Origin of the sequence: Brevundimonas sp. TSRC1-1, assembly GCF_049898245.1 — a bacterium.
Lineage (GTDB): Bacteria > Pseudomonadota > Alphaproteobacteria > Caulobacterales > Caulobacteraceae > Brevundimonas > Brevundimonas mediterranea_A.
The window spans coordinates 81,464-103,502 of sequence record NZ_JAFCXI010000002.1; the positions used below are offsets into that span (position 1 = coordinate 81,464).

Consider the following 22,039-nt stretch of genomic DNA (forward strand, 5'->3'; position numbering starts at 1 on the left):
GGAGAGGTGGCCCGGCGTTCGCGCAGCGAACCAGGGTCGGAGAGGGGAGTTTCGCCAAGTCGCAAAACTCCCCCCATCGTCGGGCGTGTCGCTGCGCGCCACGACCTGACGCTTCCCCCGCAAGCGGCGGAAGGTCTAAGCGGAGCCGCCCGATGACCCTGCCCGCCCCCTATTCCCCGCTGGTCTCCGGCGGCGAAGGCCTGGACCGCTATCCCGGCGAGCCTGCCGCCCTCGCCGCCCGCATGGCCGCGATCTACGCCGTGCCCGCCGACCAGGTCCTGCCGGTGCGCGGCCTGACCCACGGGCTGGAGCTGGCCTATCGCCTCGCCGCCCGCGACGGCGGCTCGGTCGAGGCGCCCAAGGCCGAACCCTATGACAGTCTGGCCGCCATCTATCCGGCCAAGGGCGAACCCGCAGTCGTCGTCATCCGCGCCCTCGGTTCGCCCGAGGCCGTCGCCGAAATGGCCGCCCGCGTCGCCCCCGCCCTGCTGGTGGTGGACGAGGGCCTGATCGAGTTCTCCGACAGCGTCTCGGCCGCCACCGTCGTCGCCGACCAGCCCAACCTGGTCGTGCTGCGCAGCCTGTCCCTGGCCTATGGCCTGGCCGGCGCCCGCGTCGGCGCCGCCATCGCCCAGGCCCCGACCCTGGCCCGCCTCGCCTCGGTGCTGGAGCCCTACGCCCTGCCCGAACCCCTGGTGCGGCTGGCGCAACAGGCGCTGGACCCGTCGCGGATGATCGAGACCGCCGAGCGCATCGCCTCGGTCCGCCGCGAGCGCGAGCGGATCGCCCGCGAACTGGGCCGCCAGATGCCGGTCGAGCCCGGCGTCGGCCCCATCGTCATGGCCCGGCCGGAAGACCCCGCCGCCGCCCTGGCCGCCCTGACGACCTATGGCGTCGCGGCCGATCTGTCCGGCGAGCGCCTGCGCCTGCCCGTCTCGATCAAGCCCGAGGTCAACGACCGGCTGCTGGCCGCCTTCGGCCTGACGCCCGCCAAACGCCGCCCGGCCCGCGTCGGCCAGGCCGTGCGCGATACGAAGGAGACCCGTATCGTCTGCGCCGTCGACCTGGACGCCACCGGCCCCATCAAGATCGAGACCGGCGTCGGCTTCTTCGACCATATGCTGGAGCAGATCGCGGCCCACGGCGGCTTCTCCCTGCGGCTCCAGTGCGAGGGCGACCTGCACACCGACCCGCACCACACGATCGAGGACAGCGCCATCGCCCTGGGCCAGGCGCTGAAACAGGCGCTGGGCGAGCGCAAGGGCATCGCCCGCTACGGCTTCGTCCTGCCGATGGACGAGGCCAACGCCACCGTCTCCATCGACCTGTCCGGTCGTCCCTATCCGCTGTTCGAAGGGACCTTCGACACCCCGTTCATCGGCGACTACCGCACCGACCTGACCGCCCACGTCTTCCGCTCATTGGCGGAAGCGATGGGCGCCGCCGTCCACATCAAGGTCACGGGCCAGGACGACCACCACAAGACCGAAGCCGTCTACAAGGCCTTCGGCCGCGCCCTGCGCCAAGCCATCCGGGTCGAGGGCGATGCGGTGCCCTCCACCAAGGGGGTGTTGTGATGAAATCCTCCCCCGTCGGGGGAGGGGGACCGCGAAGCGGTGGAGGGGGCCGGCCCGCGCGCCGACGCCCGACGCTCCGCACCTCGTGCGCCCTCGCCCCCTCCACCACCCTTCGGGCGGTCCCCCTCCCCCAAGGGGGGAGGATCGCATGACCGAAGTCGCCGTCATCGCCTATGGCGCCGGCAATATCGCCTCGGTCCAGTTCGCGCTCGAGCGTCTGGGCGCCACCGTGCGCCTGACCGACGACCCGGCCGTCATCGCCGAGGCCGAACGGGTCATCCTGCCCGGCGTCGGCGCGGCCGGTTACGCCATGGCGCGCCTGTCCGAACTGGGTCTGGTCGAGCCGATCCGCGCCTTCCCCCGCCCCCTGCTGGGCGTCTGCCTGGGCCAGCAACTGCTGTTCGAAACCAGCCAGGAGGGCGAGGCCGTCGATCTGCTGGGCTTCATCCCCGGCGCCGTGTCCCGACTGGAGCCGGCGGGCGCCCTGCCCGTGCCGCATATGGGCTGGAGCCGGCTGACGCGCGACCGCGACGACCCGCTGCTGGAGGGGGTCGCCGACGGCGCCTACGCCTATTTCGTCCACGGCTATGTCTGTCCCGACGGCCCCGCCACCCTGGCCCGCGCCGACTATGGCGGCCCTGTCCCCGCCGTGGTCCGCGCCGCCAACCGCTGGGGCTGCCAGTTCCACCCCGAACGCTCGGCCGAGGCCGGCGCGACCATCCTCAGGAACTTCCTGGGCCTGCCCGAGGATCCATCATGCTGATCTATCCCGCCATCGACTTGAAGGACGGCGTCTGCGTGCGCCTGATGCACGGCAAGTTCGACCAGGTGACCCGCTATGACGAACAGCCGGCCACCCGTCTGAGCGCCTTCGCCGCAGAGGGGGCGGAATGGATCCACGTCGTCGATCTGGACGGCGCCGAGGCCGGCGAAGCCGTGCAGCACGCCCTGATCGGCGAACTGACAAAGGCCATCGACGTCAAGATCCAGTCCGGCGGCGGGGTGCGCAGCGCCAACGACGTCGCCAAACTGCTGGACACGGGCGTCTCGCGCGTCGTCGTCGGTTCGCTGGCGGTGACCCAGCCGAATGATGTCGCCGCCTGGCTGAAGGGGTTCGGCGCCGAGCACATCACCCTGGCCTTCGACGTCAAGATCGAGGACGGCGTGCCCGTGCCCGCCCTGAAGGGCTGGACCCAGTCATCGGGCGTCGATCTGTGGACCGCCCTCGACCGCTATCCCAAGGGACTCTTCAAACACCTGCTGGTCACCGACGTGGGCCGTGACGGCGCCATGACCGGCCCTAATCTGGAGCTTCTGGCGGAAATCCGGCGGCGGCGGCCGGACCTGGTGCTGCAGGCCTCGGGCGGGGTCTCGTCGCTGGACGACATCGCGGCGGTCAAGTCGCTGGGCTGCAACGGCGCCATCGTTGGCCGCGCCCTTTACGAGAACCGCTTCACCCTGCCCGACGCCATAGCGACGGCGGCATGACGGCCCAGTCTTCAGCCAGGAGGGCGGTCCAATGACCGCCCGGCGCATCATCCCCTGCCTGGATGTCAAGGACGGCCGGGTGGTCAAGGGCGTGAAGTTCGTCGGCCACGCCGACATGGGCGACGCGGCGGAGCTGGCCGCCCGATACCGCGACGCGGGCGCCGACGAACTGGTCTTCTACGACATCACCGCCAGCCCCGAGGGCCGGACCCTGGACTATGGCTGGATCCGGGACATCGCCCGGCTGCTGGACATCCCCTTCTGCGTCGCCGGCGGCATCCGCAGCGTCGATCAGGCGGCCCGCTGCCTGGACCACGGCGCGGACAAGGTCTCGATCAACTCCCCCGCCCTGGAACGCCCCGAACTGATCGCCGAAATGGCCGCGCGGCTGGGCAGCCAGTGCGTCGTCGTCGGCATCGACAGTCGTCTGGAAGACGGCGAATGGGTGGTCCACAAATACACCGGCGATCCCGACGCGCGCCGCCGCGCCGGCAAGCGCACCCTGGACTGGCTGGACGAGGCGCAGAGCCTGGGCGCCGGCGAGATCGTGCTGAACTGCATCGACCAGGACGGGGTTCGACGCGGCTACGACATCGAACAGCTGTCCGCCGCCCGCGCGCGCCTGACCATCCCCCTGATCGCCTCGGGCGGCGCCGGCGCGCCCGAGCATTTCAAGGATGTGTTCAATCAGGCCGACGTCTCCGGCGCCCTGGCCGCCAGCGTCTTCCACACCGGCGCGATAGCCATCCCGGACCTCAAGGCCTATCTGGCGGGCGAAGGCTTGGAGATGCGGATATGATTCCTGACCCGCAATCCTCCCCCCTTGGGGGAGGGGGACCGCCGCGCCTCTTGCGCGGTGGTGGAGGGGGCCCGCCCGCGCGCCGCCGCCCGATGTTCCACACCCCGCACGCCCTTACCCCCTCCACCACCCTTCGGGCGGTCCCCCTCCCCCAGAGGGGGAGGATTTTTGAGGAGAGGATCCCATGATCGACCCCGCTGCCATCGATTTCGAAAAAGGGAACGGCCTGGTCCCCGTCGTGGTGCAGGACGCCGCCACGCTTCAGGTCCTGACCCTGGCCTATATGGACCGCGCCGCCCTGGACGAGACGATCCAGTCCGGCGAGGCCACCTTCTTCTCGCGTTCGCGCGGCGGACGCTGGCGCAAGGGCGAGACCTCGGGCGACCGGCTGCACGTCGTCGGCATCACGGCCGACTGCGACAGCGACGCCCTGGTCCTGTCGGTCAACCCGGTCGGCGACGCCTGCCACCTGCACCGCACCAGCTGTTTCGGCGCGGCCGACGCGCCGGGCCTGGGCCGCATCGCCCGGCTGGAACAGACCATCGCCGAACGCGCCGCCGCAGATCCGTCCGAAAGCTGGACCGCCAAACTGATGACCCAGGGCGTCAAACGCATCGCCCAGAAGGTCGGCGAGGAGGGCGTGGAGACCGCCTTGGCCGGCGTCGCCGGCCCGGACGAGGAACTCGCCAGCGAGGCTGCGGATTTGATCTATCACCTCTTGGTGCTTCTCCACGCCCGTAACATGGTGTTTCAGGACGTGCTGGACGTGTTGGCCTCGCGTGCGGAAGCGGGCAAAGCCCCCGGCTAAGGCCCACCAAGACGAGGCCGAACCCTAAGGACGTGCATTCCCGCCCCGGGGATGATCGAGGAAATTGCGATGGCGGCTCTCATTCTGTTCGGCGGCGGCGGCGATCTGGCGATGCGCATGCTGCTGCCTTCGCTCTATTTCCTGGAGCATGACGGCCTCCTGCCCGAGGATCTGAAGATCATCGGCGCGGCCCGCTCCGAGGAGACCCCCGACGAATATGTGGCCAAGGTCCATGACGCCGTGAAGGCCAAGGCCGAGGCGGACAGGGCCTGGGACGACCACTCCTGGGCCAAGATGAAGGCCCGGCTCGACTATCTGGCCGTGGACGCCACCGATCCCGCCAGTCTGAAGGGCCTGAAGGACCGCGTCGGCGACGGCGAGGTCACCTCCTTCCTGGCCGTCTCGCCCTCGCTGTACGGCCGCATCGTCACCGCGATGAAGACGGCGGGCCTGGCCGAACGCAACTGCCGCATCGTGCTGGAGAAGCCTGTCGGCCGCGACCTCAAGTCCTTCCGCGAGATCGACGACGCCGTGTCCCACGCCTTCAGCGAGGACCAGGTGTTCCGCATCGACCACTATCTGGGCAAGGAGACGGTCCAGAACCTGACGGCGCTGCGCTTCGGCAACACCATCTTCGAGCCGCTGTGGAACAATCTGACGATCGACCACGTCCAGATCACCATCGGCGAGACGGTGGGCGTCGGCGACCGCTGGCCCTATTACGACGAGTACGGAGCATTGCGCGACATGCTCCAGAACCACATGCTCCAGCTGCTGTGCCTGGTGGCCATGGAGCCGCCGTCGGACCTGGATCCGGAATCGCTGCGCAACGAAAAGGTCAAGGTGCTGCGGTCCTTGCGGCCCATCACCCCCGAAGAAGCCGAACGCGTCAGCGTGCGTGGCCAGTATGTGGCGGGCGTGTCCGAGGGCAAGCCGGTCAAGGGCTATGACGAGGAGCGCGGCGCGGATTCCGACACCGAGACCTTCGTCGCCATCCGCGCCGACATCGACAACTGGCGCTGGGCCGGCGTGCCCTTCTTCATGCGGACCGGCAAGCGTCTGCCCGAGAAGCGCACCGAGATCGTCATCCAGTTCAAGCCCGTTCCCCACTCGATCTTCGACAATGAAGAAGGCGAGGCGCCGGCCAACCGCATGATCATCGAGCTGCAGCCCGAGGAAGACATCTCGCTGACGGTGATGAACAAACGCCCCGGTCTGGACAAGCGGATGCAGCTCCAGCCCATCACCATGAGCCTGTCGTGGGGCGTTGACGGCAAGTCGGCCGCCCCGCCGCGCCGCCGCATCGCCTATGAACGTCTGCTGCTCGACGCCATGGCCGGCGACTCCACCCTGTTCGTCCGCCGCGACGAGGCGGAACAGGCCTGGAAATGGGTCGACGAGGTCGCCGAGGCCTGGGCCGAGTCCGGCCAGAAGCCCGACGAATATGTCGCCGGAACCTGGGGCCCCGACAGCGCCGACATGCTGATGATGCGCACCGGCCGCGACTGGAACACCACCGATGTCTGAGACGCCCGTGATCGAAACCTTCCCCACCGTCGACGCCTGGGCCGAGGCCATCGCCGCCCGCCTGTCCGAGACCCTGGCCGCCGCCGTCCGCGACAACGGCGCCGCTGTCTTCGCCGGCCCCGGCGGCACGACCCCCGCCCCCGTCTATCGCCGCCTCGCCGCGACCGATCTGGACTGGGCCAGGATCGCCGTCACCCTGGTGGACGAACGCTACGTCCCCGAGACCTCGCCTGAGTCCAACGCCCGGCTGATCCGCGACGTCCTGCTGCAAGACAAGGCCGCAGCCGGCCGCTTCATCCCCCTCTATACGCCCGAGGTCACGGTGGACCGCGCCGCCATCGTCGCCGCCCACGCCCTGGCCGATGCGGGCGGGCGTTTCGACGCGGTCCTTCTCGGCATGGGGGAGGATGGCCATATCTGCTCCATGTTCCCCAACAGCCCCACCCTGAAGACCCTGCTGACCCCGACGCTGAAACCGACCGTCCTGGGCGTGCCCCACGGCCGCGACGGCGCGGCGCCGACGATCGAGCGCCTGTCGATCAACCTGCCCTATCTGATGTCCGCCGGCCGGGTGATCCTGGGCCTGAAGGGCGAGGCCAAGCGCCGCGTCTTCGAGCAGGAGGCCCAGGGCGATCCCAGGATCCAGCCCATCGCCGCCCTGATCGCCGCCGGCGTTCCCCTTGAAGTTCTGTACACGGAAGCCAGCTGACATGACCCTGCACCCCACGGTGGCCGCGGTCACCGCCCGGATCGTCGAGAAAAGCCGCGCGACCCGCGCCGACTACATCCGTCGCATGGACGCCGCCCGCGACAGCGGGACCGGCCGCGCCAAACTGTCCTGCGCCAACTGGGCCCACGCCTTCGCCGGCCAGACCATCGCAGACAAGCTGACGGCCATGGACGGGTCCAAGCCCAACCTGGGCATCGTCACCGCCTACAACGACATGCTGTCGGCCCACCAGCCGTTCGAACGCTTCCCCGGCGTAGTCCGCGAAGCGGTGCGTCAGGTCGGCGCCACGGCCCAGGTCGCCGGCGGCACCCCCGCCATGTGCGATGGCGTCACCCAGGGCCGCCCGGGCATGGAGCTGTCGCTGTTCAGCCGCGACGTCATCGCCATGTCCACCGGCGTGGCCCTGACGCATGACGCCTTCGACGCCGCCCTGATGCTGGGCGTCTGCGACAAGATCGTGCCCGGCCTGTTCATGGGGGCCCTGGCCTTCGGCCACCTGCCCGTCGTCTTCGCCCCCGCCGGCCCGATGCCCTCGGGCATTCCGAACGCCGAGAAGGCCCGCGTCCGCGCCGAGTACGCCCAGAACAAGGTCGATCGCCAGACCCTGCTGGAAAGCGAGATCGGCTCCTATCACTCGCCCGGCACCTGCACCTTCTACGGCACGGCCAACTCCAACCAGATGATGATGGAGCTGGCGGGGCTGCACATGCCCTCGACCGCCTTTGTCCATCCGGACACCGGCCTGCGCGACGCCCTGACCGCCGCCGCCGCCCAGCGCGCCGTCGAACTGGCCCGCAGCGGCGAGAGCCGCATGGCCGACGTCATCGACGAGAAGTCCATCGTCAACGCCATCGTCGCCCTTCTGGCCACCGGCGGCTCGACCAACCACGCCATCCACCTGGTCGCCATGGCCCGGGCGGCGGGCGTGCTGATCGACTGGACCGACATGGACGAGCTGTCGTCCGTCACCCCCCTGCTGGCGCGGGTCTATCCCAACGGCTCGGCCGATGTGAACGCCTTCCAGGCCGCCGGCGGCGTCGCCTTCGTCGCCCGCGAACTGGCCCAGGCCGGCCATATCCATTCGGACGTGACCACCATCATGGGCAAGGGGATCGAGCCCTATTTCCAGGAGCCGTCGATGGTCGACGGCCAGTTGGTCTGGCGCGACGGGGTCAAGGAAAGCCTGGATCTCGACATCCTGCGCCCCGCCTCCAACCCCTTCGACAAGGAGGGTGGTCTGCGCCTGGTCAAGGGCGACCTGGGCCGCGCGGTCATCAAGGTCTCGGCGGTCAAGCCCGAGAACCGCATCGTCGAGGCCCCCGCCGCCGTCTTCGAAACCCAGGAAGACGCGCTCCAGGCCTTCAAGGACGGCAAGCTGTTCCGCGACGTCGTCGTGGTCCTGCGCTTCCAGGGGCCCAAGGCCAACGGCATGCCCGAACTGCACAGCCTGTCGCCGGCTCTGTCCGTCATCCAGGACAAGGGGTTCAAGGTCGCCTTCGTCACCGACGGCCGCATGTCGGGCGCCAGCGGCAAGACCCCCGCCGCCATCCATGTCTCGCCCGAGGCCCTGGCCGGCGGCCCCCTGGCCCATGTGAAGGACGGGGATGTCATCCGTCTGGACGCCGAGGCCGGGGTTCTGACCACGGTGGGCGTCGGCGATCTGTCGGCCCGTCCCGCCGCCGCCCGCGCCGCCGCCAACGCGGCGGGCACGGCCTGGGGCTATGGCCGCGAGTTGTTCGCGGCCTTCCGCCACGTCGTCACCACGGCAGAAGAAGGCGCCACCGTCTGCTTCGCCTTCCCCAGCGGCGCCCAATCGCATACGGACACGCCGCCCGATCCCAACTTCGTCGACCGGACCGTGGACGCCTGATCCACCGAACCGACCGCAGGAAACGACCCCATGAATGACAAGACCCTCCTCGTCGGCGACGTCGGCGGCACCAACGCCCGTTTCGCCCTGGCCCGGATGGTGGACGGCAAGCCCGTGCTGGACCACCACGAGAGCTTCCCGGCCGAGCGCTATCCCACCTTCCTGAAAGGCGTCGCCGCCTTCATCGACGGCTGCGAGATCAAGCCGACCGGCGGCGTCATCGCCGTGGCCGGCCCCGTCACCGACGGCGCCATCGACCTGACCAACTCGCCCTGGCAGGTGTCCGAGAGCGAGCTTCAGACCCTGGGCCTGAAGCCGGTCAAGCTGATCAACGACTTTGAAGCCCTGGCCTGGGGCGCCCCCGTGGTGCCCGAGGACCAGCTGGAAAGCCTGGGCGGTCCCGTCGACGGCGACCCCCACTGCACCGTCGCGGTGCTCGGCCCCGGCACCGGCTTCGGCGTCTCCGCCCTGGTGCGCGACGCCCATGGCAAGGAGATGGCCATGCCGTCGGAAGGCGGCCACGCCTGTTTCCCCCCCGGCGATCCGGTCGAGGACGAGATCCTGCGCATCCTGCGCCGCCGCTATGACCGCGTCTCCATCGAACGCCTGATCTGCGGCCCCGGCCTGCTGAACATGCACCGCGCCCTGGCCGAGATCGACGGCCGCGAGACCCATATCGAGGATCCGGCCCAGATCACCGAGACGGCGATGAAGGACCCCAACAGCCCGTGCGGCGAGACCCTGGCCCGTTTCTGCGCCATCCTGGGCGCGGTCGCCGGCGACATCGCCCTGACCACCGGCGCGCGCGGCGGCGTCTATATCGCCGGCGGCATCGTCCCGCGCATCCTGCCCTTCATCAAGGCCAGCCCCTTCCGCCAGCGGTTCGAGCGCAAGGGCCGGTTCAAGGAATATATGCAGGACATCCCGACCAAGGTGATCATGCACAAACATGCGGCCCTGCTGGGCGCCGCCCGCGTCGCCTTCGCCGAGGCCGAGGGCTGAGGCCTCACGAAAATATCACGGCGGCGTGAACCCATCCGCCGCCGTGACGTTTCCCCCGCTCCCAAAACGGAAGGAAACGCCATGAAGAAGTTCGCCATCGCCGCCGCCTCGCTGTTCGTCCTCTCGGGCGTCGCCGCCTGCGGTGAAAGCGCCGCCGACCGCGCCGCCGAAAGCCGCGCCGACGCCGTCGAGGCCCAAGGCGAAGCCCGCGCCGACCAGCTGGAAGCCCAGGCCGACGCCGCCCCGACCGACGCCCAGGAAGACGCCCTGAACCGCCAAGCCGATCAGGTCGAGGAAAACGCCGACCGTCGCGCCGACCAGATCGAACAACAGGGCGGCGACGCCGACCGCGGCATGACCACCAACAACACCCCGACCACCAACTAGGGTCGGCGCCTAGGCGATCCATCTTCCCGCCCCGCCGTCCGTCATCCTCGGGCTTGACCCGAGGACCGGGCGCGGGGCGGTCTGTGCTTCGCGTGTTCGCACCAGCGGCGGATCATCCGATCCTCGGGTCAGGCCCGAGGATGACGGGAGGGCGGCCACGGCACAAACGCACTCGTCCGCTTCACATAGCCCGCATATCCCGGCCGCGACTTGTTGATCGCCTTCTCCGTAATCCCGATCCCCGACCAGCGCGTCAGGGTGAAGGTCAGGAAGATCGGCCCCGCGATCGACCACAGGCCGACGCCCGTCTCCGCCGCGATCAGCCACAGCCCCCACCAGACGCAGGCGTCGCCGAAATAGTTCGGATGCCGCGTGTAGCGCCACAGGCCGCTGTCCAGCACCTTGCCCTTGTTGGCCGGATCGCGCTTGAACGCGGCCAGCTGGGCGTCGCCGACGCTCTCGAACACGATCCCGACCACCGCCAGCACCGCCCCGACTCCGGCTATAACGCCCAAACCCGGCTGAGCCTCCACCTGACCCATCTGCACCGGCAACGACGTCAGCCAGGCCAGCACGGCCTGGGGCAGAAACACGAACAACAAGGCCGTCTTGGCGAACGACCAGCCCTTGTTGCGTTCCTGATCCTCCACGATCTGCACATACCGCCCATCCGCCCCGCTCGCCCGCCAGCGCCGGAACAGGTGCAGGCCCAGCCGCAGCGCCCAGACCGCGCACAGCCCCACCAGCAGCCCCTTGCGCGCCGGATCGCCGTCTGCGCGCGGCAGGGTCGCCACCGCCAGTAGCAACATCCCCAGCGGCCAGACCGCATCGATGAAGCTGACGTCCTTCAGCTTCAGCGCGACCAGCAACAGGCCGAGCATCACGGCCACGATCAGGGCCAGGTTCAATCCCAGCAGGAGGAGGATGTCGGTCAGGGTCATGGGTCTGATACGGCGGCGGGGCGGATGTGGATCGCGCCGGCCAAAACACCTCTGAATACCCTCTTACACTCGCCTTGATAGGCACGAGCTGCATTTGCTGTACCTTGAAGTCTGCTTGAAGCCCGGGTGGAGACGTCGCGTGGAGATCAAGAGTTTCAAGAGCAAGGGCCTGAAGGCCCTGTACAAGGCTGAAAAGGGAGCGACCGTCAAAGGCGTTCCAGCCGACTTGACCAAGAAGCTCCAGGCTCAGCTGACCCTGCTTCAATCCGCCTCAAACATTCATCAGATCGTTTCGATGGGCATGTGGAAGGTTCACGAGCTCAAACCCAAGTCGTCGGGAAAGTGGTCGATGTGGGTGACGGGAAACTACCGCCTGACCTTTTGGTTGGACGCCGACACCAATGCGATCTCCGACGTGGATCTTGAGGACTATCATTAGCGGGGTCGGACGACCGATCCGCCCTCAGACTTGAGCATCCTCATCTTGACGGGGCCGCCCCTGAGATGTATCGCTTAACGATACAAACGTCACATGTCTGGTGACGAGGCCCGCGTCGCAACATGGAGGCCCCATGACCAAGATGACCGCTCCCACACACCCGGGGGAGATCATTCGGGACCATATTCTTCCCGCCTTCGGCCTGACGATCGTGAGCGCGGCCGAGGCTCTGGGCGTCGCGCGTCCTGGCTTCAACACGATGTTGAACGGCAAGCGGGCGCTGACGCACGAAATGGCGCTCAAGATCGAAGCCCTGACCGGTGTGTCTGCTGAAATGCTGACCAAGGCTCAAAACGAATACGATCTCGCCGAAGCCCGCGCCCGTAAACGGGAGATCGTCGCAGGCATCAAAAAACTTCAGCCCATCGCGGCCTGAGACTCAGTCCGGCTCGACGACCGTCAGCTCCGGCCACCGCCCCCGCGCATTCTCGATGGATTTGGCCCACCCCTTGGCCAGCGGCCGGTTCGGGTTCGGCCGGACGACCATGGCGAAGACATCCTCCAGCCCGAACGGCGCCGCCACGGTGATCGCGTCGTCCGCCTCCAGCCGCACCCCGACGGCGAAGGTCGGGGCCACGAACCGGCCCAGGGCTTCGTCGGTCGCGTGCAACGGCTCATAGGTTTCGCCGAACCGGTTCTGGAACCACAGATGCACCCGCGCCTGATTCCGCACCTCGACCTGGCTGCGGAAGGGCTCGTCAAAGGCGGCGGCGACCTGTTTGATCACGACGTCCTCCGCCTCGTACGACAGGTCCGACCCGTCGAAATAGGCCAGGTCATAGTCCTTGATCCCGTATCCTGACGGCCGCCCCGTCTTGGCGTTCCACACCGCCTGATAGACTGCGCCCGACACCAGCCGCCAGTCGGGCAGGCCCAGCCCCCTCACCGTCCGCAAGACGTGCATCAGGCCGGGATCGGCGCGGACGATTTCGATCAGCTTTGAGGTCAGGGCGTCGCTCATCCCCATCCCTTAGCCTCCCGGTCCGTTCAGCGGGAGACGTCGCGCGCCTTCATCCCCAGATGCCGCCCTATCCCCGTACCGGCCAACCATGATCCAGCGGCCCGTGTCCGCCGCCCAGGCCGGGCGCCCGGCGGATCGCCTCACCGACATAGGCCCAGGCCTCCGCCACCGCGACCTCCAGCGGCCGCCCCAGGGCCAGGCCCGCCGCGCAGGCGCTGGCCAGGGTGCAGCCGGTGCCGTGGGTGTGGCGGGTGTCGATCCGCTCGGCCTCCAGCACCGTCTCCCCGTCGGTCGTCATCAAGAGGTCGATCACCGTCGGCCCGTCCACATGACCGCCCTTCATCAGCACCGCCCGCGCCCCCATGGCCAGCAGGGCCTCGCCCGCCCGCCGCTGGCCGTCGATGTCGCGCACCGCCAACCCGGTCAGGGCCTCGGCCTCGGGCGCATTGGGGGTCAGAAGCGCCGCGCGCGGGATCATCAGCCGCTTCACCGCCTCCACCGCCGCGTCCGGCAGCAGCGGATGCCCGCCCTTGGCCACCATGACCGGATCAACCACAGCCGGGGCGTCCGCCTCGTCCAGCAGGGCCGCGACCGTCTCGACCACCTCGACCGAGCCGAGCATGCCGGTCTTGACCGCGTCGGCGCCGATATCCTCCAGCACCGCCCGCGCCTGGGCCGCGATCAGTTCCAGCGGCAGCGGATGGACGCCGTGAACCCCCAGGGTGTTCTGCACCGTGATCGCCGTGATCGCCGTGGCGGCGAACCCGCCCATCATCGTCACCGCCTTGATGTCGGCCTGAATCCCGGCGCCCCCGCCGCTGTCCGACCCGGCCAGGATCAGGACCCGGCCCCGATGAAGCCCGCTCATGCGTGCGCCCCCGAGAACAGCTTCAGCCCGACGATCCCCGCCACGATCAGCAGGATGCACACCGCCCGCACCGCCGTCGCCGGCTCGCCATAGACCACGATCCCCACCAGGGCCGCGCCCACGGCGCCGATCCCGGTCCAGATCGCATAGGCCGTGCCGATCGGCAGCTTCTGCGTCGCCACCCACAACAGGATCATGCTGGCCGCCAGCGCGACCAGCACGCCCAGCGACGTCAGCGGCCTTTGCAGGCTGACGTTCTTCAGGCCGGACGCCCACAGCACTTCCAGCAGACCGGCGACGACCAGCGTCACCCACGGATTGATCGACATGACCCAGGACATGCCGCCCAGATGGCCCAGCCGGTCCGCCGGGGCAAGCGTCGGCTTACCCGCCCAGCGGCCCCTTGAAGATGAAGAAGGCCCCCAGGCCGATGAAGCCGAACCCGACCAGATGGTTCACCGTCAGCTTCTCGCCCAGGTACAGCACCGAGAATCCGGCGAAGACCAGCAGGGTGATCACCTCCTGCATCGTCTTCAGCTCCGCCGCCGAATAGACCTGATGACCGATCCGGTTGGCCGGCACCGCCAGCCAGTATTCGAAGAAGGCGATCCCCCAGCTGGCCATGACCAGCAGCCACAGCGGCTTGTGGTCGAACTTCAGATGTCCGTACCAGGCGAAGGTCATGAAGACGTTCGACAGGGCCAGCATGACGATGGGGGCGATATAGGGGCTCAGAGGCATGGGCTTTGATCAGGACGACGGTTCGCTTCGCCCCTACACCGGCCGCGACCTCGCGTCGCGGGTCTTCAGCCCGCCGCCGCCACAGCGGCCTGCAGCTTCAGCGCCTGGACCGTCTCGCGCACGTCATGGACCCGCACCATCCGCGCCCCGCGCCGCGCCCCCTCCAGCGCCAGGGCCAGCGAGCCGCCCAGCCGGTCGGTCGCCTCGACCGCCGTGGGATCGACCGCCTGGATCGTCCGCTTGCGGCTGGCCGCGTACAGCACCGGGAACCCCAGCGCCGCCAGTTCGCCCAGCCGCGCCGTCAGCGCCATATTGTGCTCCAGCGTCTTGCCGAACCCGATGCCCGGGTCCAGCCAGATATTCTCCCGCGCCACCCCCGCCGCCATCGCCGCCCCGGCACGGTCGCGCAGATAGTCCCGCACTTCCGCCACGACGTCGCCATAGCGGGGGTCGGCCTGCATGGTGCGCGGCTCCCCGCGCATGTGCATCAGCACCACCGCGCAGCCCAGCTCGGCCGCGACCGCCAGACTGTCGGGCGCCTGGCTCAGGGCCGTCACATCGTTCCACATCGTCGCCCCGGCCGCCACGGCGGCGCGGGCCACGGCGGGCTTCATCGTATCGACGCTGATCGGCCCGCCCCAGCGGGCGCGAACCGCAGCGATCACCGGCGCGACCCGCTCGATCTCCTCGGCCTCGCCCACCGGCTCCGCCCCCGGCCGGGTGCTCTCGCCCCCGATGTCGAGCACGTCCGCTCCCTGCTCGACCAGCCGCATTGCCTGGTCTACCGCCGCCTGCGTCGAGGCCCACCGCCCCCCGTCGGAGAAGCTGTCGGGCGTGACGTTGACGATGCCCATGACTTTCGGAGTCAAAGGCGACATCTTCCCATTCATGATTACAAACATCCTCGACCGACGCACTCATGTGCACCTATGGCGATCAGTGGATGCCGTAGCGGAGGCGACATGGCACGACAACGCCCCCGTAGGAACGCAGCATCACGACAATGCCGACTTCGACAAGCGCGATGCATCAAACGAAACCATGGCATACCGATCAGGGATTTCAGTCGCTGAAGCGGTAATCTGGGCGCAGCAGTTTCCTGACGAAGTAACCCTCTACTTGTACGATAAGGGAAGCTGGCCAGCGGGCAGCGACAGCTTTTAGCGCTTACCGATCAGCCCGCCCAGCGCGTCCAGATAGGCCGCGAAGGCCTTGCGCCCCTCAGGCGTGATCGACACCCGGGTCAGGGGCTTGTTGTTCACGAAACTCTTGGCCACGGCGACATAGCCGGCCTCCTCCAGCTTCTTGATATGGACCGACAGATTGCCCTGGGTCGCCTCCAGCACGGTCTTCAGCTCGGTGAAGTCGGCGGCCTCGGCGTCGGCCAGATAGACCATGATCCCCAGCCGCATGCGGCCGTGGATGACCTCGTCGATCCGCCCCAGGTCGTTCAGCCCCATGGATCAGCCGGCGTCCGCATCGAGATCGCGCTTCCTCAGCGACTCGCGGGTGATGATCCAGCCCGGCCCCGCGAACAGCAGGAACAGCGCCGCCGTCGCGACATAGAGATAGATCAGCGGCTGGCGCACCAGCAGGCCCAAGGCCACTGCCGTCGCCCATCCTCCCAGCGACGCCGCCAGCATCCAGCCCTTCTTCTTCAGGGTCCAGGCCACATACCAAGCGGCCGACTGAAGGGCGAAGATCATGGCCGGGTAATAGAGCCAGACGGCGAAATCCCCGTCCCGCGCCGCGCCGAAGCCGAAGACGATAATGATGGCCAGATTGGCCATGCCCGCCCCGCTGAAGGCCGCGTTCAGGGTCCGGGTCACGATGGGGCTGGCCTTGGGTCGCTTGCGATCCTCGCGGATGGCCCAGACCATCACCACCAGAAAGGCGACGGTGATCCCGGCGACAAAGGCCAGGCTGACCGGGCCCGGCCAGCGGACCACGCCTAGCGACTGGCCGATGTGGACCAGGCACTGGAGGCCGTACAACAGGCCGCCGGCCAGATACATGACCCCCATGGTCAGGGTCGCGCGCGGATCGCCCCCGCCCTGGACGATCGAACGGAGGAAGGCCAGATCGGCCTCGGGCGTGCTGCGGGACGTGTCGATCATCGATGATTCCTCTGCGGCGGGCGCGTCCCTCGGATGGACGCGGCGGCCGGGGTTGGCAAGCTATTCGGCGGGAGAGAAGGCGTTCGGAACGGGCTTACGCCACGGCACGCGCCGGCCGTTCAGCCAGCGGCCCATGAAGCTGTGACGGATCAGAAGTTCGTAGCTGGCGAAGGCCGCCGCCAGCACGCCCCCGACCACGGCGGTCAGCTTGACCGGCCACGGCATGGCCCAGTCCTGCACCAGCACCTGGGCCGCCATCACCAGCGGCAGATGGACGATGTAGATCCAGTAGGAGGCGTCGGCGACGTACCGCCTCGCCGCGCTGCGCCCCCCGAAGACCCTCAACGCCAGAGCCATGGCCGCAAAGGCCGAGGCGTAGGTCGCCACCCCGAACGCCGCCGCCGCCATCGCCTTGGTCGTCGGATCGGTCAGGGGGACCAGACGTGGGTCCGGCCCGCCCGCCAGCATCAGGGCCGTGGCGCCGGCGCCGATCGCCAGTCCCAGATAGGCCGGCCACCAGGCCTGGATTCGGCCCAGCAGATCACGCCGACGATCCAGCAAAGCGCCGAAGCCGAAGGCCAGCCCGAACCCGACCAGGGCCGGGGTATTGGGGATCAGTCCCGCGTCCGGCGTCGGCACGCCGAAGAAGGCGATCCAGTTCGGCTGGAACCACAGGGCCAGCGCGAGCGGCGCACCCAGAACGAACGGCCCCCACGGCCCGATCAGTCCGGCGGTCATGCGATCGATCACCCGCCCCCAGGCGCCGGTCCGGTCCAGAAGGACAAACGGCGCCCTTAGAACCAGATGGGCGACATAGAAGATCAGCAGCGCCCACAGGAACCACAGATGGGTCAACGGATGTTGGTCCAGTCATATTCAGGCGTCGGCGGCGCATCGGCGGCCGTGATGCCCTGCAGGCCCGCGTTCCAGATCAGCACCACGACGATGGCTGTCAGCACCGGCCCCCAGAAGACGGCAAGCGGCGCAGCGATCCGGACCAGGCGGTTCTTCACGAACCCCCACACGCCCGCTCGCCCCAGCATCATGTGCGCGAACAGACCGGCGATCAGGAAGAAGGTCGTCATCCGGAACAGGTGGATGACGAAGAACAGCCCGCTGGCCCACACCGACCGCTGGGCGTCGCCGACGATCCAGATCTGCGTCGGAAAGAAGGACATCGAGCCGTGGAGCACCACGCCCAAGAGCAAGGCCGCGCCTCTCAGCGCGTCAAGCCCGTGCAGGCGCTCGGATGAACCCGTCTCTGACATCGACATGACGCTCTCCCGTTCTGGATAACGCTGTATGTCATAGACTAGTCTGTAATGCAAACTAGTTCGCAGCATTCCTAGCGCTGCTTGTCGGACTGGGGCGATGGGTGTGGCGACGCAGGCAAAGAAAAACCCGCCGGGAGATCGCTCCCGGCGGGTTCATTCAACATCGTCATCCTCGGGCTCGACCCGAGGACCGGATGTTCAACCGCGTTGCGTCAAAGGCGACGCACAGCCTGATCCCGCGCCGATCCTCGGGTCAGGCCCGAGGATGACGGAGAGAACGGAGACATCCCGCCTCAGTGCACGGTCGGCACGCTGGTCGCGGCCGGGGCGGCGACCGGGATCTCGACCGTGGTCCCGTCCGACACCGGCGTCACCGGCACCGAGACCGAGGGCCCGGCGTTGGGGAAGTTGTTCTCGTCACGGTTCGGGGCGACGCCCTTCTCCAGCAGATCCTTGATCTCCTCGCCCGACAGGGTTTCGTACTCCAGCAGGGCCTGCGACAGCTTCTCGTGATGATCGGCCTTGGTCGTCAGGATCTTGCGGGCCTCGTCCCAGCCCGAGGCGACCAGACGGCGGACCTCCTCGTCGATGGTGCGGGCCGTCTCTTCCGAGACGTTCTGGCTGCGCGCGACGGAGTGGCCCAGGAAGACCTCTTCCTGATTGTCGCCGTAAGCCACCGTGCCCAGCTTCTCGGAGAAGCCCCAGCGCGTGACCATGGCCCGGGCCAGCTTGGTCGCCTGTTCGATGTCCGACGAGGCGCCCGAGGTGATGTTCTCCTTGCCGAAGATCAGCTCCTCGGCCACCCGACCGCCGGCCATGATCGCGATCCGGTCGATCATCTGCTGGTATTTCATCGAATAGCGGTCGCCTTCCGGCAGCTGCATCACCATGCCCAGGGCGCGGCCGCGCGGGACGATGGTCGCCTTGTGCACCGGGTCGGCCATCTTGACGTTCATGGCGACGATCGCGTGCCCGGCCTCGTGATAGGCGGTCAGGCGCTTCTCTTCCTCGTTCATCGCCATCGAGCGACGTTCCGAGCCCATCATCACCTTGTCCTTGGCGTCCTCGAAGTCGCGATGCGTGACCATGCGACGGTCCTTGCGGGCCGCCGTCAGGGCCGCCTCATTGACCAGATTGGCCAGGTCGGCGCCCGAGAAGCCGGGCGTGCCGCGCGCGATTGTCTTGACGTTGACGTCGGCGGCCAGGGGCACGTCCTTCATGTGGACGCGCAGGATGCGCTCGCGGCCCGAGACGTCGGGGTTGGGCACCACCACCTGGCGGTCGAAACGGCCGGGACGCAGCAGGGCCGGGTCCAGCACGTCGGGACGGTTGGTGGCGGCGATCAGGATGATGCCTTCATTGGCCTCGAACCCGTCCATCTCGACCAGCAGCTGGTTCAGCGTCTGTTCGCGCTCGTCATTGCCGCCGCCCAGGCCGGCGCCGCGATGGCGGCCGACGGCGTCGATCTCATCGATGAAGATGATGCAGGGCGCGTTCTTCTTGGCCTGTTCGAACATGTCGCGAACCCGCGACGCGCCGACGCCGACGAACATCTCGACGAAGTCCGAGCCCGAGATCGAGAAGAAGGGCACGCCGGCTTCACCCGCCACGGCGCGGGCCAGCAGGGTCTTGCCGGTGCCGGGAGGGCCCACCAGCAGGGCGCCCTTGGGGATCTTGCCGCCCAGGCGCTGGAACTTGCCCGGGTCCTTCAGGAAGTCGACGACCTCCTGCAGTTCCTCCTTGGCCTCGTCCACGCCGGCGACGTCGTCGAAGGTCTTGCGGCCCTTGTGCTCGGTCAGCAGCTTGGCCTTGGACTTGCCGAAGCCCATGGCGCCGCGCGCCCCGCCCTGCATCTGGCGCATGAAGAAGATCCACACCCCGACCAGCAGCGCGATCGGCAGGATCCCCATCAGCAGGCTCATCCAGATCGACTGGCGCGTGGTCTTGGCGTCGACATTGACGTTGGCGGCCAGCATGGAATTGACCAGCTGCTCGTTCGGATAGGGGGTGGTGGCGGTGAAGCGGCCGTTGTTCTTGTAGACGCCGTTCACCTGGTCGCCGCGAATGGTGGCTTCCTTGACGTCGCCGGCCTCGACCCGCTGCACCAGCTGGGAATAGGTGATTTGTTCGGGGCGGCCGGCGCCCTGAGCGCCCTGGGCGCCCATGCCGGTCACGGCTCCGCCTTGCGACACGGCGGCGTAGGCCGCGAGCAGGGCCAGGATGATAACGCCCGTGATCGCCAGATTTCGCAGGTTCATTGAGGTCCTCGGTCGTCCGCCGGCCCGGATTGAGCCCACGGTCTGGATTGTCTGTCACCGAAAATAGGCGCTTCGGCTGCGTTACGCCATGGCGGCGCAATCAGATCGTCTTCATGCGTCGTTTCGTCCAGCGCCAGCCTGAGCCGTTCCGCGACAAGCTCGCGCCGTTCGACCCCCGCGTCTGCAAGAACCGGCCCGGCCTGGCCGTCCCGGATCAGGACGGGAACCGCCCCCCGCGCCGCCGCCGGCGCCCGGTTCACCGCCGCTCGATCCGCCGCCGACAGGGCCGACAGCCGCCCCCGCGCCGGGGCGACCGACCAGCCGGCCTCCGACGCCCGAAAGGCGAACCGGCCGTCCCACACCGCCTCGACGCCGGGATGCAGCAACAGCGGCGGCGGCGCGCGGCGCGCCAGTTCCCCGGCCTCGCGCATCAGCAGAACCGTTTCGCCGTCCGCCTCGACCCGCGCCCCGCACAGGGCGGCGGCGAAATCCTCGCCCGCCTGCAGCCGTTGCATCAGCCGGTCCAGCCGATCCCCGCGCGGCGGCGTCGCCCCGCCGCCGACACAGACCAGGGCCGCCGCCAGCCCCCTGGCCCGCACGTCGCGCGCGATCCGCACCGTCCCGTCGCGGTTCGCCGTGATCCCTTCGGACGACGAGCGGTCCCGCCCCGCCGCCGCCCCGTCCGGAACCGTCCCCGCCAGCGCCCGCCGCGCCCGGCTGCGACCGAAGCGGGGGTCGGCGTTGGCCGGATCCTCGATCCAGTCCGCCCCCTGCCCGGCCAGCCAGGCCCGCAAGGTCTCGCGGCGTTCATCCAGCAAGGGCCGCAACAGCATCAGGCCCCGCCCCTCGGGCCAGACCGGCGACGGCGACCATTCGCGCACCCGCCCCAGGGTCGAGCCCTCGGCCCGCATCAGATCCGCCTCGGCGATGTCGTCGGCCGTATGGGCGAACAGCACGACCCGCGCCCCGGCCGCCCGCGCCGCCTCGGCGATCAGCCGATGACGCGCCGCCCGCGCCGCCGCCGTCAGTCCGGTCGCGGGCTTGTCCCCGTCCCAGACCAGTCCGCGCCAGTGCGCGCCCGCCGCCCGCGCCGCCTCGCCCGCGAACCGGGTCCAGTCGGCGCTGGCCGGGTTCAGTCGGTGATCAACGCTCAAGGCCGTCAGCGGCCGCCCTCGCGCCCTGGCCCAGGCGGCGGCCAGTCTCAACAGGGCGATGGAATCCCCCCCGCCCGACAGGGCCAGGGCGACCGGCTGGGGGGCGTCAGAACTCAGCCGCCGATCCAGCCGCGCAAAGATCCGAGCGACAAGGCCCGTATCGGTTCCGTCGATCCCGGGCCTCAGCTGCACCCGTTGGCGGTCTTCATCTGGGTCGCGCGGGCCTTCAGCGTGTCCGAGGCGGCGGGCGCATAGCGGCGCGTGAACTCGCCCAGGGCCGCGCAGCCCTGGGTCTTGCGGTTGGTGGCGAACAGGGCGTCGGCCAGTTTCAGCGTCGTGTCGGCGGCCCAGCCGATGCGCGGCCAGTCCTTCAGGGCGGCGGCGTAGAAGGGCACGGCGCCGGCCTTGTCGTTCGACGAGGCGCGGATGTCGCCCAGACGGGAATTGGCCTCGCGCGCCTGGGGCGTGTCGGGCCAGGCGGCGACCACGGTTTCAAGCGCCCGCGCGCCGCGCGCCCGGTCGCTGCTCATCAGCTGCACCGCCGCCGCCAGATCCTGGGCTGCGTCGCCGGTCGGGGAATGGGCTTCGATGGGGGCGTTCAGCTCGGCCGCCGTCTCCAGCTTCTCGATCCGGGCCTCGGCGTCCAGCAGCCGGGCGCGCAGGGCGGCGGTGTCGCGCTGGGCCTCGTCCAGCTGGAAGGTCAGCCGCTCGTTGTCGCCGTTGATGCGGCGCACCGTGGCTTCCAGGTCCTCGAGACGCTGGTTCATCAGGCCGAACTGGCCCTGCAGGGTGACGACTTCCGGGTCGGGCTCGACCAGCACCGGCTCGCCGGCGGCGTTGCGCTGGGTCAGGGCGCGCTCCAGCCGACGGACATTGCGGTCCAGCTGATCCAGCCGGCGTTTGTCCCATTCGATCGGCTGCATGATGTTCGGCGCCGCCTGCTGGGCGACGGCGCCCCCGGCGATCAGGACCAGGCCGACGGCCGTGGCGGCGAAGGCGCGGCTGCGCATGAAGGAGAGCTTGAAGGTCATGGGTCGC

General features: G+C 69.0%; 26 protein-coding genes. 13 read left to right on the plus strand and 13 right to left on the minus strand.

Features of this window, described 5'->3' with window-relative positions; genetic code table 11:
- The first annotated feature begins 152 nt into the window (after positions 1–152).
- From hisB to ACP7CK_RS06415, 10 genes are all read left to right on the plus strand, one after another.
- Positions 153–1,577, plus strand: a complete 1,425-nt coding sequence (gene hisB, locus ACP7CK_RS06370; RefSeq protein ID WP_426025476.1) for an imidazoleglycerol-phosphate dehydratase HisB — start codon at positions 153–155, stop codon at positions 1,575–1,577.
- Between the two features lie 148 nt (positions 1,578–1,725).
- A complete protein-coding gene (gene hisH / locus ACP7CK_RS06375) occupies positions 1,726–2,340 on the plus strand; it encodes an imidazole glycerol phosphate synthase subunit HisH (RefSeq protein WP_426025477.1) in 615 nt (204 codons plus the stop codon).
- On the plus strand, positions 2,334–3,065 hold the full coding sequence (gene hisA, locus ACP7CK_RS06380; RefSeq protein ID WP_008261983.1) for a 1-(5-phosphoribosyl)-5-[(5-phosphoribosylamino)methylideneamino]imidazole-4-carboxamide isomerase: 732 nt from the start codon (positions 2,334–2,336) through the stop codon (positions 3,063–3,065). Before hisH ends, hisA begins: the two co-directional genes overlap by 7 nt.
- Positions 3,066–3,096: 31 nt before the next feature.
- Positions 3,097–3,864: an imidazole glycerol phosphate synthase subunit HisF gene (hisF, locus tag ACP7CK_RS06385; protein WP_426025478.1), complete on the plus strand. Its 768-nt coding sequence runs from the start codon at positions 3,097–3,099 to the stop codon at positions 3,862–3,864.
- 184 nt (positions 3,865–4,048) lie between these two features.
- Positions 4,049–4,672 carry a bifunctional phosphoribosyl-AMP cyclohydrolase/phosphoribosyl-ATP diphosphatase HisIE gene (hisIE, locus tag ACP7CK_RS06390; protein ID WP_008261513.1) on the plus strand — a complete coding sequence of 208 codons (624 nt, stop codon included), beginning with the start codon at positions 4,049–4,051 and terminating at the stop codon, positions 4,670–4,672.
- 69 nt (positions 4,673–4,741) lie between these two features.
- Entirely contained in the window at positions 4,742–6,199 is a 1,458-nt protein-coding gene (gene zwf / locus ACP7CK_RS06395) for a glucose-6-phosphate dehydrogenase (protein ID WP_035310040.1), read from the plus strand.
- Positions 6,192–6,908, plus strand: coding sequence for a 6-phosphogluconolactonase (gene pgl / locus ACP7CK_RS06400; RefSeq protein ID WP_426025479.1), 717 nt, complete (start codon positions 6,192–6,194; stop codon positions 6,906–6,908). Before zwf ends, pgl begins: the two co-directional genes overlap by 8 nt.
- Position 6,909: 1 nt before the next feature.
- Entirely contained in the window at positions 6,910–8,799 is a 1,890-nt protein-coding gene (edd, locus tag ACP7CK_RS06405; protein ID WP_426025480.1) for a phosphogluconate dehydratase, read from the plus strand.
- Between the two features lie 30 nt (positions 8,800–8,829).
- Complete coding sequence (glk, locus tag ACP7CK_RS06410) at positions 8,830–9,801, plus strand: glucokinase (RefSeq protein WP_426025481.1); 972 nt, start codon at positions 8,830–8,832, stop codon at positions 9,799–9,801.
- An 81-nt stretch (positions 9,802–9,882) separates the two neighbouring features.
- Positions 9,883–10,188, plus strand: a complete 306-nt coding sequence (locus tag ACP7CK_RS06415) for a hypothetical protein (protein ID WP_426025482.1) — start codon at positions 9,883–9,885, stop codon at positions 10,186–10,188.
- A gap of 128 nt (positions 10,189–10,316) precedes the next feature.
- On the opposite strand, the gene ACP7CK_RS06420 is transcribed toward ACP7CK_RS06415, so the two are convergent.
- The gene (locus ACP7CK_RS06420; RefSeq protein ID WP_426025483.1) at positions 10,317–11,129 is read right to left on the minus strand and encodes a DUF1295 domain-containing protein; all 813 of its coding nucleotides are present in this window, start codon (positions 11,127–11,129) and stop codon (positions 10,317–10,319) included.
- A 139-nt stretch (positions 11,130–11,268) separates the two neighbouring features.
- On the opposite strand from ACP7CK_RS06420, the gene ACP7CK_RS06425 reads away from it, so the two are divergent.
- Positions 11,269–11,568: a type II toxin-antitoxin system RelE/ParE family toxin gene (locus tag ACP7CK_RS06425; RefSeq protein WP_426025484.1), complete on the plus strand. Its 300-nt coding sequence runs from the start codon at positions 11,269–11,271 to the stop codon at positions 11,566–11,568.
- 133 nt (positions 11,569–11,701) lie between these two features.
- Positions 11,702–12,004: a HigA family addiction module antitoxin gene (locus ACP7CK_RS06430; RefSeq protein ID WP_426025485.1), complete on the plus strand. Its 303-nt coding sequence runs from the start codon at positions 11,702–11,704 to the stop codon at positions 12,002–12,004.
- Between the two features lie 3 nt (positions 12,005–12,007).
- Here ACP7CK_RS06430 and ACP7CK_RS06435 read toward each other — a convergent pair whose 3' ends face one another.
- From ACP7CK_RS06435 to folP, 5 genes are all read right to left on the minus strand, one after another.
- Entirely contained in the window at positions 12,008–12,589 is a 582-nt protein-coding gene (locus tag ACP7CK_RS06435; protein WP_426025486.1) for a nucleotidyltransferase family protein, read from the minus strand.
- Positions 12,590–12,656: 67 nt separating this feature from the next.
- Positions 12,657–13,457 carry a bifunctional hydroxymethylpyrimidine kinase/phosphomethylpyrimidine kinase gene (gene thiD / locus ACP7CK_RS06440; protein WP_426025487.1) on the minus strand — a complete coding sequence of 267 codons (801 nt, stop codon included), beginning with the start codon at positions 13,455–13,457 and terminating at the stop codon, positions 12,657–12,659.
- The gene (locus ACP7CK_RS06445; protein ID WP_154726412.1) at positions 13,454–13,798 is read right to left on the minus strand and encodes a DMT family transporter; all 345 of its coding nucleotides are present in this window, start codon (positions 13,796–13,798) and stop codon (positions 13,454–13,456) included. The genes thiD and ACP7CK_RS06445 overlap by 4 nt, the downstream gene beginning before the upstream one ends.
- 43 nt (positions 13,799–13,841) lie before the next feature.
- Positions 13,842–14,198 (minus strand): DMT family protein, encoded by a 357-nt coding sequence (locus tag ACP7CK_RS06450; protein WP_008260636.1) that lies wholly within the window; start codon positions 14,196–14,198, stop codon positions 13,842–13,844.
- A 65-nt stretch (positions 14,199–14,263) separates the two neighbouring features.
- A complete protein-coding gene (gene folP, locus ACP7CK_RS06455; RefSeq protein WP_426025895.1) occupies positions 14,264–15,052 on the minus strand; it encodes a dihydropteroate synthase in 789 nt (262 codons plus the stop codon).
- Between folP and ACP7CK_RS06460 the strand changes: the two genes are divergently transcribed.
- Positions 15,051–15,362 carry a hypothetical protein gene (locus tag ACP7CK_RS06460; RefSeq protein WP_426025488.1) on the plus strand — a complete coding sequence of 104 codons (312 nt, stop codon included), beginning with the start codon at positions 15,051–15,053 and terminating at the stop codon, positions 15,360–15,362. The genes folP and ACP7CK_RS06460 overlap by 2 nt on opposite strands.
- On the opposite strand, the gene ACP7CK_RS06465 is transcribed toward ACP7CK_RS06460, so the two are convergent.
- The 7 genes from ACP7CK_RS06465 to ACP7CK_RS06495 all read right to left on the minus strand — a co-directional run bounded on the left by ACP7CK_RS06465 (position 15,359) and on the right by ACP7CK_RS06495 (position 22,032).
- Positions 15,359–15,658 (minus strand): winged helix-turn-helix domain-containing protein, encoded by a 300-nt coding sequence (locus tag ACP7CK_RS06465; protein ID WP_426025489.1) that lies wholly within the window; start codon positions 15,656–15,658, stop codon positions 15,359–15,361. The two genes, ACP7CK_RS06460 and ACP7CK_RS06465, sit on opposite strands and share 4 nt — an antisense overlap.
- A gap of 3 nt (positions 15,659–15,661) precedes the next feature.
- Complete coding sequence (locus ACP7CK_RS06470; protein ID WP_426025490.1) at positions 15,662–16,315, minus strand: hypothetical protein; 654 nt, start codon at positions 16,313–16,315, stop codon at positions 15,662–15,664.
- Positions 16,316–16,375: 60 nt separating this feature from the next.
- Positions 16,376–17,170 (minus strand): acyltransferase family protein, encoded by a 795-nt coding sequence (locus ACP7CK_RS06475; RefSeq protein WP_426025491.1) that lies wholly within the window; start codon positions 17,168–17,170, stop codon positions 16,376–16,378.
- The gene (locus ACP7CK_RS06480) at positions 17,167–17,589 is read right to left on the minus strand and encodes an acyltransferase family protein (protein ID WP_426025492.1); all 423 of its coding nucleotides are present in this window, start codon (positions 17,587–17,589) and stop codon (positions 17,167–17,169) included. The genes ACP7CK_RS06475 and ACP7CK_RS06480 overlap by 4 nt, the downstream gene beginning before the upstream one ends.
- Positions 17,590–17,882: 293 nt before the next feature.
- Complete coding sequence (ftsH, locus tag ACP7CK_RS06485; RefSeq protein WP_035310714.1) at positions 17,883–19,847, minus strand: ATP-dependent zinc metalloprotease FtsH; 1,965 nt, start codon at positions 19,845–19,847, stop codon at positions 17,883–17,885.
- Positions 19,844–21,193, minus strand: coding sequence for a tRNA lysidine(34) synthetase TilS (tilS, locus tag ACP7CK_RS06490; protein ID WP_426025493.1), 1,350 nt, complete (start codon positions 21,191–21,193; stop codon positions 19,844–19,846). The genes ftsH and tilS overlap by 4 nt, the downstream gene beginning before the upstream one ends.
- Positions 21,184–22,032 carry a tol-pal system protein gene (locus ACP7CK_RS06495; RefSeq protein WP_154726418.1) on the minus strand — a complete coding sequence of 283 codons (849 nt, stop codon included), beginning with the start codon at positions 22,030–22,032 and terminating at the stop codon, positions 21,184–21,186. Before ACP7CK_RS06495 ends, tilS begins: the two co-directional genes overlap by 10 nt.
- Between the last annotated feature and the right edge of the window lie 7 nt (positions 22,033–22,039).